Source organism: Plantactinospora sp. B5E13 (assembly GCF_039871775.1).
In the GTDB taxonomy this organism is placed as follows: domain Bacteria; phylum Actinomycetota; class Actinomycetes; order Mycobacteriales; family Micromonosporaceae; genus Plantactinospora.
In genome coordinates this window covers 47,419-59,216 of record NZ_JBDPLT010000037.1, presented here as the reverse complement: position 1 = coordinate 59,216, position 11,798 = coordinate 47,419, and the positions used below count along the sequence as shown (strand labels likewise).

Sequence of the window (11,798 nt, the reverse complement as noted above, 5' to 3'; positions counted from 1 at the left end):
GGCCGGCTAGGGAGACGGTGCGGAACGCCAATTGACGTACGGGCGGATGATCGGGTTCCTTCCGTTTCACAATCGTGACATTGACCAGCAGAAAAATCGGCACCCCTTAGAACGTTTTCGCCCTGATTAGACGTAGATCGGGAAGCTGGGCATCGACATTCTTGACCCGTGACAGGGATCCACGTATCTGCAAGGGTGGGGATCGCGTCTGATGACAGTGCCCGCCATGAGCCGGCCTGTCCTGTAACACTTCCACAAAGGAGGAGGACCTTTGAGGAGACGAGTCACGGCCGGCCTGGCTGGCGCCACGGCCGCGCTGTTGGCCGCCGGCGCGGTCGGGGTTCCGGCGTCCGCCGCCCCGGCGGCGCCCGCCCCGGCCGACCGGGAGCCCCAGGGTGCGGCCCACCGGGCCGACAACCTGCCCGACCCGCTCGCCGAGGAGCACCAGCAGGTCCGCAAGGAGGCCATCGCCGCCCTGCTCTCCGGCAAGGCCAAGCTGCAGACCCGTAACGGGTCGAAGGTCATCCAGATCAAGTCCGACCGGTTCGTCGAGTACCAGCAGCCGGCGAAGGTCGACCCGATCTTCACCATCCTGGTCGAGTTCGGCAACCAGAAGGACCCACGGACCGGCGGCACCGACGGCCCGGTACACAACCAGATCCCGCCGAGGGACCGGGTCTACGACGGCAGCCCGACCGACGACAACAGCACCATCTGGAGGTCGGACTTCAACCGGCAGTCGTACCTCGACCTGATGTACGCCAAGGGCAAGGAGTCGATGGCCGACTTCTACCTGAAGCAGTCCGGTGGCCGTTACACCGTCGGCGGCGACGTCAGCGAGTGGGTCAAGGTCCCGTTCAACGAGGCCCGGTACGGCAGCAACGAGATCCCCGAGCGGGACGGCTACTGGAACTTCATCAAGGACACCGCCACCTCCTGGTACGAGTCCCAGGTCGCGGCGGGCAAGACCCAGGCGGAGATCAAGCAGTACCTGGCCCAGTTCGACATCTGGGACCGGTACGACCACGACGGCGACGGCAACTTCAACGAGGCCGACGGCTACATCGACCACTTCCAGGCGGTACACGCCGGTGAGGGCGAAGAGGCCGGCGGCGGCGCCCAGGGCGAGGACGCCATCTGGTCGCACCGGTGGGGCGCCTTCACCGACCTGGCCGGCAGCGCGGGCCCGGACTTCAACAAGGCCGGTGGTGTGCAGATCGGTGACTCCGGGCTCTGGATCCGTGACTACACCACGGAGCCGGAGAACGGCGGTCTGGGCGTGTTCGCCCACGAGTACGGCCACGACCTGGGCCTGCCCGACCTGTACGACACCCAGGGCGGCGACAACGGGGTCGGGTTCTGGAGCCTGATGGCTTCGGGCTCCTGGCTGAACCACGGCAAGCAGGACATCGGCTCCACCCCGGGTTACATGGACCCGTGGTCGAAGCTGTACCTGGGCTGGCTCAACTATTCCACGGTGGACTGGGACAGCGGCACCACGTACGCGACGCTCGGAGCGGCCGGCGACACCGACGGTCTCGCCCAGGCGGTCGTGGTGAACCTGCCGGACCAGGAGGTCACCATTCCGCTCAACACGCCGTTCGAGGGTGAACGCGAGTGGTGGGGCGGCACCGGTGACAACTCGAACAACACGCTGACCAGGACGCTCGACCTCACCGGGGCCACCAGCGCTACCCTCGCGGCCAAGCTGTGGTACCAGATCGAGGAGAACTTCGACTACCTCTTCGCCGAGGTGTCGACCGACGGCGGGTCCAACTGGACCAAGTTGAGCCACCCGCTGATCGAGGAGAACGAGACCGGTATCGACGGTTCCTCGGGCGGCCAGTGGGTCGACCTGAACCTCGACCTTTCCGCGTACGCCGGGCAGACCGTTCAGTTCCGCTACCGGTACCAGAGCGACACCGGCACGAACCTCGCCGGCGCGTTCCTGGACAACATCTCCCTGGTCAAGAACGGCACCACGGTCTGGACCGACAACGCCGAGACCGAGCAGCCGGAGTGGACCACCCGCGGCTTCACCCGGTCGACCGGCTCGATCGTCGAGGACCGTCCGCAGTTCTACATCGCGGAGTACCGGACCTACTACGGGTACGACAAGACCCTGGAGACCGGTCCGTACAACTTCGGGTGGCAGAACTCGAAGCCCGACTTCGTGGAACGGTTCAAGAACCACCAGGGCCTGCTCGTCTGGTACGTGAACTACGCGTACGAGGACAACGACACGATCGACCACCCGGGCTTCGGTCTGAACCTGCCGGTCGACGTCCGGCCCGGCCCGATCACGGTCCCCGGCGTCGGCAACATCACCAACCGGCGGAGCAGCTACGACGCCACCTTCAGCAAGTTCACCAAGCCCGCCCAGACGTTCCACCTGAACGGGCAGGCGGTCACGGTGCCGAAGCTGAACCCGGTGACGACGTTCAGCGACTCGAACCCGGACCGCTACTGGTCGCCGCAGAACCCGATGAACTCGGTCAAGGTCGCCGGCACCGGCACCAAGATCGAGCTGATTCTGGAGAACCGGCTCATCACCGACCTGGCGATCATCAAGGTCACCAACTGATCCGGTAGTCACCGGTCGGTACCCGGGGCCGGGAGCGCCTCGCGCTCCCGGCCCCGGTCTCGTCAGAGCCGCAGATGGTGCAGAGCCGCGCTGGAGCCGGGTCAGCAGAGCCGCGGCGGGACCGGGCTCAGAACTCCAGGTCCAGCCACCCGTAGTCGTGCGCGCAGGGCGGACCGGCGGCGATCCCGAACCGCCGCTCGTCCAGGTCGAGCAGGACGGAGTAGACCGTCTCGGAACGCTCCGCCGGCGGATACCGCTCGTCGGTGTGCCGGCAGATGCTCTGCGGCCGGCTGGCGTGGTCCCGGAACAGCCTGATCAGGTCGTCCGCGCCGATCCTGCCGTCGGCCAGTTTCGCGGTCAGCAGCCGCCGGGCCCGCGCCGACCGGAACAGCGACGAGCCACCCCAGTCCTTCATCGTGTCGTAGACCGGCAGCCCGGTCTCCAGGTGATTGGCGTGGGTGATCAGCCCGTCGACCGGATGCGACCAGCCCGCGTCCCCGGGCACCAGCTCCAGGTCGACCAGTTCGCCGCCGGCCTCCGCCGCCTGCCCGACCAGCAGGTTGATCGAACTGTTCCGGGTGCCCCGGCAGGCCGCCTTCAACGCCTCCGCCAGGCTGTCGCCCTCCAACGCCGCCCGCAGCAGCACGTGGTACGGCACCCCGGGCGCGGCGCCGTCGCCGGGCAGTCCGTCCCGGTCGCAGCCGAGCATGTTCACGCAGACCCCGACCCCGGCCGAGTTCAACCCGGTCTTGGCCACCATGCCGGCCTCGGTGAGGGTCAGCACCGTCAGCCCCCGCTCGTCCCGGGTGGCGAGCAGCAGCATCACGTCCCGCTGGTCGGGGTGCCAGTCCCAGTTCTGGCCGAGCAGCAGGTGGCCGTTGGTGGTGTGGGTACCGAGCACCCCGACCGAGGTGCATCCGCCGACGTCCGGGGCCGACTCCGGCGAGGGACGCGCCGCAGTCGCCGGCCCGGCCGAGGGCTGCCCAGACGCGGTCTGACCGGTCTCCCGGTGGTTGCCGTAGATCAGTTCGGTCCGGGCGTTGAGCGCGTAGATCTCGTCGACCCGGGCGCCGGCCCCCTCCGCGACCCCGTCCAGCAGGTCGGCGACCCGGGGATGGTGCCGGACGGTGGCCTCCCGGAACGCCGCACCGGCGGACCGGACCGCCGCGCTGTCCAGCCCGCCCTCGTCGGAGAACCGGCGCAGGTAGAAGTCGAGGTTGGCGCCGACCAGGTCCCGCGCCACGGCGCCGTACCCGATGCCGCACTCCCCTGGTGGCCCCTGCACCCGGATCAGCGGTACCGGCAGGTCGGGGTGGGTGATCCGGCGGGCGGCAGTCATGGCAGCACCGTAGTCAACCGGCCCACGGGCCGTCATCCCCGTTACCTGACCGCCGGCTCAGCCCTGGAGCCGTGGTTGGTGCCCACCCGTCTTCCCTCAGCTCAGCAGTTCCCGGGCCAGCGCCCCACCCCACCACTGCTCGACACGATCCGGGGCCCAGCCGCGCTCGGCGGTCAGGACGGCGTAGACGTCCATGCTGCAGACCGCCGCGTATATGTCCACGGCGGTCGGTACGTCCAGGCCGGGGCGGAGCACCCCGGGCGACCACGACGAGAAGACCCGTACCCGGGTCTCGTCACCCCGTCTGCGGCCATCGAGGTAGGTGGTGGCCAACTCGGGCTCGGTACGACCCGCTTCGCGGACCAGCGTGATGACGTCGCCCGAACGTTCGAACAGCCGTCGGTCGTAACCGGCCATCGCGGCGAGTTGTCGCTCCGGCGTCGCCGTCGGGGCCTCCAGCTCGGCAAGCATCCGCGCCGCGTCAGCCGACAGGTCGGCCGCGTCGGCCAGCGCCCGGGCCAGGCCGGATTTGTTCCCGTACGCCGCATACACCGTCGGGACCGAGACGCCGGCCTCGCGGGCCACCTCGCGGACGGTCGTACCCGCCCAACCGTGGGCGACGAAGAGTCGACGGGCAGCCTGGGCGATTTCGGCGCGCGTCTGCTGGGCCTGCGTCGTGCGGCGTACGGACTCGTAGCGCCGCCGGCCGGGCTCGGCGGTCATGCTCGCCTCCTATCACTTTACGTTGGTTATAGTGAATACATGTCAAGTAAAGCCAAGTTCGCAGTACCGTCGAGCATCGGCTTCCACCGGCTCAGCGGCATCGCCGCGATCGGCTTCGCCACCATGATCGTGGTGGCCAACCTGATCGCCGTACCCGCGGGCCTACCACAGACCGGTGCCGGCATCGACGAGGTCGACGCGTTCTTCAGCGACCGGACCCACATCGTGGGTCTCACCACCGCCCTCACCCCCGCCGCATGGATCATGGCCACGCTCTTCGGCGCGGGTGCGGTAACCGTGCTGTGGCAGTCGGAGCGTGACCGGGGCGAGGCCTGGTCACTGCTCGGATTCGCCGGTCTGGTGCTGCAGAACGCCACCTTCGCCGCGGTTGTGGCCATCCGTCTCGCGCTGACGTCCTCGACCACCGATGACGCCGGTACGACAGGGCTGCTGTGGTCGCTACACGACTGTCTGTTCACCCTCAACGGTACGTTCCTGGCCCTCGCCCTGATCGGGCTCTCCATCGCCGGCCGGCGCGCCAACCTCATCCGGCGGTGGCACGGCACGTTGGGGCTGCTGTCCGCGGCACTGCTGTTCACGTCGGCCACCCTCGCGCCACTCGTCGTCGACCGAGCGGGTCCGCTCGGCCTTTTCGGCCTGGTCGGCTGGCTGCTGTGGGTGGTGTGGATCGTCACCTACGGCACCGTCCTGATCCGCCCGAACAAGGTCCCACGATCTCGGCGGGTGGATCCCCGACCGGCGACCGGATGACTCGGAAGTCCCTTCCGTGAACGCACCTCCAAGGACCGAACAAACAACGCCGTACCCCCGGAGAGGGTGACCTGATGGATCAATACGGACAACTGCCGTTCCCGCGCACCGATGTCGCGGCAAGCACGCTTCGCTTCGTCCGGAGCATCGAAGACCCGGCCATCTTCAACCACAGCATGCGCACCTACCTCTACGGACGATTTCTCGGCGAACAGCAGGGTCTGCGACCCGACCGCGACTACGACGACGAACTACTCTTCGTCGGCTGCCTGCTGCACGACGCCGGACTCAGCCGCGATGGCAACGGCGACCAGCCCTTCGACCTCGACGGCGCCGACCTGGCCGCCCGCTTCCTCACCGAGCAGGGGCTGGCACAAGAGAAGGTGGCAGTCGTCTGGGACGCGATCGCACTGCACACGCACTACGACATCGCCATCCGGAAGCGTCCGGAGATCGCACTGGTGAGCGCCGGCGCCGGATTCGACCTCGGCCCCGACGGGTCGTATCCCCTACCCGCCGGCTACGCCGACCGCATCCACGCCGTACTCCCCCGGCTGCACGCCGCCGCCGTCCTCCACGACACGATCGTCGGCCAGGCGCTCGACAAGCCACAGAAAGCCCCGCCGTTCAGCATGCCGGGCGAACTCGTTCGCCAAGAGACCAGGGCGATCTGGCCGAGCTGGGAAGAACTGATGACCCAGTCCCCACATTGGAACGACTACGACGGGTACCAGCGGGACGCCGATCGTCACCTGTCACGGTAGCCGCGCCGTAACCGACTTCGCGAGGACCTCGAGGTCGCGGAAATGGTCCGGCCGGGGCCGGAGGGACCCGGCCGGATCGTTCCCCCCGGCCAGGTGGCACCGATCTCGCCGGCCGGTGACCGGCGGCGCAGACATCGACGTGGGAGCCGCGCGAACCCTGGCCCGACCGCCCCGACCTGGGGTGAATTCCCCGACGATTCCCTGAACCATCGGTCACACCGGCGGCGTCGACCAGGGTTGGGCCTAGGCTGTCGAACATGAGCGAGCGGAGCACGGGTGGCCGGAAGCGGGTGGTGGACGAGTCCTGCGTACTGGTCGAGGGACCGTGGACCCACCGCTTCGTCGGGGCGAACGGCAGTCGGTTCCACGTCGTCGAGGTCGGTACCGGGCCGCTGGTGCTGTTCCTGCACGGCTTCCCGGAGCACTGGTGGGCCTGGCACGAGATGCTGCCGGCGGTCGCCGACGCCGGCTACCGGGCCGTCGCGGTCGACCTGCGGGGGTACGGCGCCAGCGACAAGCCACCCCGGGGGTACGACGGCTACACGCTCGCCGCCGACGTCGCCGGCCTGATCCGGGCCCTCGGCGAGCGGTCGGCCGTACTGGTCGGCTCGGGAGCCGGTGGCATGATCGGCTGGACCGCCGCAGCCTTCCACCCGAGCCTGGTACGGCGCCTGGTGGTGCTCGCCGCACCACATCCGCTGCGGCTGCGGGCCGGGATCTTCGCCGACCCGCGCGGTCAGTTCGCCGCCGCGACCCCGGCGCTCAAGTTCCAGATCCCCCGGTACGAACACGTGCTGACCCGGGACGACGCGGCGCTGGTCGGCTACTTCCTGCGCCGCTGGGGCGGCCCGCGCTGGGTCGACAGCCCGGGATTCGAGGCGTACGCGGAACGCTGCCGGGAGGCGATGCAGATCCCGCAGGCGGCCTTCTGTGCGATGGAGGGCTACCGGTGGGCGTTCCGTTCGGTGCTGCGGCTGCACGGCTACCGGTTCGTCAAGTTGATGCAGCAGCCGCTGGTCACCCCGACCCTGCAGCTGCACGGCGCGCTCGACCAGGCGTCGCTGCCGCGTACCGCCCAGGGTTCCAGCCGCTACGTCTCGGCGCAGTACGAGTGGCGACTGCTCGACGACGTCGGCCACTTCCCGCACGTCGAGGCGACCGACCTGGTGCTCGGCGAGGTGCTCCGCTGGGCCAAGTCGTGACCGGCCGCCCGCCGCCGGCTCAGGCGCGGTGTTCGCGCAGGTCGGTGACCTCCGCCGCCGGCGCCCAGCCCTGGTAGACGCCGAAGTCGAACTGCTCCAGACCCATCGCCTCGGCGACCGGCCACCGTCCGCCGGTGTACTCGACACGTAGCCAGTTCTCGTGTCGGGCCAGCACGATGAACGGCTGCCCCTGCCAGGTGCACCGGGTCCGGACGTACGCCAGGTCGTCGACCTCGGCGGCCGGCACCACCCGGACGAAGCGGCCCGCCCGGACCTCGCTGAACCCCTCGCCCGGCTCGGCCTGGTAGACCCGTACGTCGTCGCCGTCCGGGCTGGCCTCGTACTCCCGTCCCCGCCACTGGGCGACGTAGCCGTCCCGCATCAGTCCTCCCCGGCCCGACGCCAGCGCGGCTGGTCACAGTCGAGGGTGGCGACGAGGCGTTCGGTGCCGTCCGCGCCGACCCGCCACAGTTCGGCACCGTGCGGCAGTCGGACGCTGTCCACCTTGAACTCGGCCACCACATCGCTGCTCTCGCCGGGGGCGAAACCGTTGCCCCGGAACGGGGGCCGTTCGATGACCCAGCCCTCCATCGCCCGCATCGCCGCCTCGTTCTGCCCGCCGTACGGGATCCGGTAGAGGCTGGGCCGGTGCGCCGGCCAGCGCAGCACGTACACCTCGTCGGCGTCCCGGGAGAACGGCGAGTTGGGGTACCCGAGACCGAGCGCGGCGTACAGCTTGGTCGGGGTACGCAGGTGGGCGACCTCGTTGGCCCGGTGTACGAAGCCGGAGACCCGGTCGTAGCCCCGGTCGAGGTAGTAGGCGAGCTGGCTTGGGGCGATCGCCTTCTGCATCATGGTCGGGCGTCCCGGATCCTCCCGGGCCGGCGCGTACGTCGACCGGGGCGTCTCCTCCTCGGCCGGTGCCGTCGCCGTCGACTCGGCCGCCTCGGGGTCGTCGCCGAGCCCGACCTCGGCGGCCCAGTTCGCCAGGGCGACGATCTCGCTGCCCGGCAGCTTGGCCCCGACCGGTGTCCCCGGGTTGACGGCGAACGACCACGCCTCGTCCGGCCAACGCCGGATGAGCTGGACGAACTTCACCTCGACCGTCTGGGTCGGGGTCGGTAGGTGGTCTACGAGCCGCTCGGGCGAGGTGAAGACCACCACGTACGACTCACCGTCGAGCGTCTCGGTACGCCACTCGAACCCGTCGTCGCCGGGTCGGCTGCCGTCCGCCGACGTGTAGGCGACCGGGAGCAGCACCTTGGCGAGCAGCAGGGTGGAGAGGAACGTGTCGGTGCTGCCGCCGCCCGCCGCGTCGAGCAGGCTCCGCTCGACGTCGTTGGCAGGCACGAAGTCGACGGGCAGCCGACGGGCCGACGGCGCCTCCGGGGCGGTCGCGCCGCCGCTCGGCGGGTCCGCGGGATCCGGCCCGGCGGCTGCCGGGTGTCCGGTCTCCGACGCTGGCAGCACCGTGCCGTTCGCCGCCGGCACCAGGCTCGGTCCCGCCACCGGTCCCGCCACCGGGCTCGCCGCCGGCGCGGGGCTCGGCTCTGCCATGGGGCTCGGCGGGACCGCCGGTGGGTCGGCGGCCGACCACGGCTGCGTCGCCTGCTCGGTCTCCCCGATCGACCAGGCCTGGGTGAGCTGCTCCGACCGGGCGGTGGACCACTCCGGGACGGCCTGCTCCACGCCGCCGACCGACCAGGCCTGGGTGAGCTGCTCCGCACCGCTGGCCGGCCACGCCTGGTCGGGCTGCTCCGCACCGCTGTCCGGTCGTGCCTGGGCGGACCGGGCCGGGTCGACGTCCTCGACGGGCCGCCGGGAGACCGGAGTGAAGAGTGACAGGTCGGGCGACCGCTCCGGTGCCGCCGTCGGTTCGCCGACCTGCTCGGCGGAACCGGCGAACGTGACAGCGGGAGACGACTCGAACGGCGTCGGGGTCGGCGGGGGCGGCGTCGGTACGCCGTCTCCGGCACCTGCCGGTTCGGTGGGGTGGGGACGACGCACCGGCGTCATCCAGCCGACCGTGGGTTCCGCCGGACTCTGCGGGCTGCTCCAGTCGCCGGAATCCGTCCTCGGGGCGATCACCGGCACGGTGGTGGGCTGCTGGGTCGCGGCTGTGGAGGCCGGGTCGACCAGGGTCGGTGCCGGATCCGGCCGGCGGAACGACCGCGGCACCGCCGGTGGACCGAACGACTGCGACGGCGCCTCCGACGGCGGCGGGGCGTACAGCGACTCCGCCGGACCGAACGACTGCGGCGGCGCCTCCGACGGCGGCGGGGAGGGCGGCACCTCCGCTGGGCGGAACGGCCGCCGCGGCGCGGGCCGGGCGTGCGGCACCTCCGCCGGACGGAACGGCCGCTGCGGCTCCGACGCCCGGAGTGGCTGCGTGGACTGGGGCGGTTCCGGGAACGGGTTGGCCGGACCGACCGGGCGATCCGCGACCGTCGGCCCGCCACCGGGCGTACGCCGGGGGACCGACGCGGTGGCCCGGGCGCGGGCGACCCGCTCGACCTGCTCCAGCCGGGCCCGGGTCCGGCCCGGCAGCCGGACGTCCCCGCGGCCGAGCTGGGAGACGAACCAGGCGGGCAGGTATCCCTCGATCGGCAGCCCCGGGTTGACGGCCAGCCACCATTCCGGGTTCGGCCAACCACCCGCCAACTCCGGATATGCCAACCGTCGGAACGATCCGGCACTCTCGGCCAGACACGTCTGCAACGAGGTGGCCGAGGTGAAGGCAAGTACGTGCGTACGGCCACCGGTGGTCCAGGTCCCCCACCCCATCGGGGCCCGACCGGCGAGCGCGTCGGCGGAGACCGGCAGCAGCAGCTCGGTCCGGGCGAGCATCCGAAAGTAGAGCTCCTGGTCACCTGCCCGGAGCGCGTCCCGCATCGCGGCCTCGGTATCGGTGGCCGCCTCCCATTCCGTCACGGCCACCTCCACTTCGCCGAACAGGCCATCAGCGTCGCGTACAACCTACAAGGTAGGTACATGATCACAATGGTTGGCTGGCGGTGGATCCCGCGCTCGGCGATCCACCGATAGCATCCGGTGGGCGGACCCGAACCGACGGCGTACCGACCCAGTGGCGGACCGAACCGATTCGGAGGCAAGTGATGCCTGGCCGGAGAATACGACTCACCCTGGTGGGCGCTGTCATCGCGGTGTCGGTACCGCTGCTCTCCGCCGGGCCGGCCGTCGCGGCCCCCCTGCCCCCGACGGCGCTACGCACCCTGCCGGGCTGTGACGGCAACGAGCAGCCGCCCCGGCCGAGCAGCGTCGTGCCCTGGGCCCAGAAACGCTACTCGCCGGAACGCCTGGCCCCGCTGGCCACCGGCCGAGGGGTCACGGTCGCGGTGATGGACTCCGGGGTCGACAAGACGAATCCCCAGCTGCGGGGCAGGGTCGAGGTGGGCCGGGACTATCTGGTCCCCGGCCTCGACGGCAGCCGGGACTGTGTGGGGCACGGCACCGGCGTGGCGAGCATCATCGCGGCGAAGCCGACCGACGGGATGGGCCTGCGGGGCCTCGCTCCGGACGTCGACATCCTTCCGGTACGGGTCAGCGAACGACGCCAGGTCGACGGCGAGGAGAGAGGCGAGACGGCCACCCCGGCCGAGTTCGCCGCCGCCATCGGATGGGCGGTGCAGAACGGCGCTGACGTGATCAACCTCTCGGTCACCTTCCACCGTGACGACCCGCTGATCCGCGCCGCGATCGCGTCCGCGCTGGAGAACGACGTGGTGGTGGTGGCCGCCGCCGGCAACGACTTCGACAAGGGCAACCCCCGTCCGTATCCGGCTGCCTACGACGGGGTGATCGGCGTCGGGTCGATCGGCGAGGACGGCCAGATCTCGCCCTTCTCGCAGCGTGGTGACTGGGTCGATCTCGTCGCCCCGGGTGGCAACGTGATCGTGGCGACACCGGAACGCGGCCACAAGATCGACAACGGCACCAGCTTCGCCACCCCGTACGTGGCGGCCACCGCCGCGCTGGTCCGGGAGTACCTGCCGAACCTCACCGCCAAGCAGGTCGCCGAGCGGCTGGTGGCGACGGCGGACCCGGCGGGTGGCGACCGGGACACCTTCGGCGCGGGGGTACTGAACCCGTACCGGGCGGTCACCGACACCCCGCCGCCGGCCGCGCGACCGGTGGCCGCCGGGCTGCCTCCGCACCAAGAGGACCCGGCCGAGGTGGCCCGGGCACAGCGACGGTCGGTCGCCCAGGAGCGGGCGCTCTGGGTCGCCGGACTGGCCGGCACGGTCGCCGGATTGGCGCTGTTGCTGGCGGTGGTGGTGCCGCGGGGCATCCGCCGTGGTTGGCGGCCGGCCGACCCGGCGCAACCCGCCGACGCCGCGGCGTCGGCCGACCCTGCGTAGCTGGCCGGCATCGGCCGAACCCGCGTAGCTCGCGGA

Annotated in this window: 9 protein-coding genes; 5 read left to right on the top strand and 4 right to left on the bottom strand. The window is 70.9% G+C overall.

Translation table 11 applies throughout. The annotated features are described in order from the left end of the window. The first annotated feature begins 271 nt into the window (after nt 1-271). Nucleotides 272-2,584, top strand: a complete 2,313-nt coding sequence (locus tag ABGB05_RS26785; protein ID WP_347656549.1) for an immune inhibitor A domain-containing protein — start codon at nt 272-274, stop codon at nt 2,582-2,584. Nucleotides 2,585-2,711: 127 nt separating this feature from the next. On the opposite strand, the gene ABGB05_RS26780 is transcribed toward ABGB05_RS26785, so the two are convergent. Together ABGB05_RS26780 and ABGB05_RS26775 are read right to left on the bottom strand one after the other, a co-directional pair. After that, nucleotides 2,712-3,923 carry a C45 family peptidase gene (locus ABGB05_RS26780; protein ID WP_347656547.1) on the bottom strand — a complete coding sequence of 404 codons (1,212 nt, stop codon included), beginning with the start codon at nt 3,921-3,923 and terminating at the stop codon, nt 2,712-2,714. 96 nt (nt 3,924-4,019) lie between these two features. Beyond that, entirely contained in the window at nt 4,020-4,646 is a 627-nt protein-coding gene (locus ABGB05_RS26775) for a helix-turn-helix domain-containing protein (RefSeq protein WP_347656546.1), read from the bottom strand. A 39-nt stretch (nt 4,647-4,685) separates the two neighbouring features. On the opposite strand from ABGB05_RS26775, the gene ABGB05_RS26770 reads away from it, so the two are divergent. The 3 genes from ABGB05_RS26770 to ABGB05_RS26760 all read left to right on the top strand — a co-directional run bounded on the left by ABGB05_RS26770 (nt 4,686) and on the right by ABGB05_RS26760 (nt 7,383). Further along, nucleotides 4,686-5,417, top strand: a complete 732-nt coding sequence (locus tag ABGB05_RS26770) for a hypothetical protein (protein ID WP_347656545.1) — start codon at nt 4,686-4,688, stop codon at nt 5,415-5,417. 74 nt (nt 5,418-5,491) lie between these two features. Continuing rightward, the gene (locus ABGB05_RS26765) at nt 5,492-6,181 is read left to right on the top strand and encodes an HD domain-containing protein (protein ID WP_347656544.1); all 690 of its coding nucleotides are present in this window, start codon (nt 5,492-5,494) and stop codon (nt 6,179-6,181) included. Nucleotides 6,182-6,438: 257 nt separating this feature from the next. Next, nucleotides 6,439-7,383 (top strand): alpha/beta hydrolase, encoded by a 945-nt coding sequence (locus tag ABGB05_RS26760; protein WP_347656543.1) that lies wholly within the window; start codon nt 6,439-6,441, stop codon nt 7,381-7,383. Between the two features lie 19 nt (nt 7,384-7,402). Here ABGB05_RS26760 and ABGB05_RS26755 read toward each other — a convergent pair whose 3' ends face one another. Together ABGB05_RS26755 and ABGB05_RS26750 are read right to left on the bottom strand one after the other, a co-directional pair. Continuing rightward, complete coding sequence (locus ABGB05_RS26755; RefSeq protein WP_347656586.1) at nt 7,403-7,768, bottom strand: hypothetical protein; 366 nt, start codon at nt 7,766-7,768, stop codon at nt 7,403-7,405. Continuing rightward, the gene (locus ABGB05_RS26750; protein WP_347656542.1) at nt 7,765-10,314 is read right to left on the bottom strand and encodes an SseB family protein; all 2,550 of its coding nucleotides are present in this window, start codon (nt 10,312-10,314) and stop codon (nt 7,765-7,767) included. The genes ABGB05_RS26755 and ABGB05_RS26750 overlap by 4 nt, the downstream gene beginning before the upstream one ends. Nucleotides 10,315-10,529: 215 nt before the next feature. Between ABGB05_RS26750 and mycP the strand changes: the two genes are divergently transcribed. Continuing rightward, nucleotides 10,530-11,762, top strand: coding sequence for a type VII secretion-associated serine protease mycosin (gene mycP / locus ABGB05_RS26745; protein WP_347656541.1), 1,233 nt, complete (start codon nt 10,530-10,532; stop codon nt 11,760-11,762). The last annotated feature ends 36 nt before the right edge of the window (nt 11,763-11,798 follow it).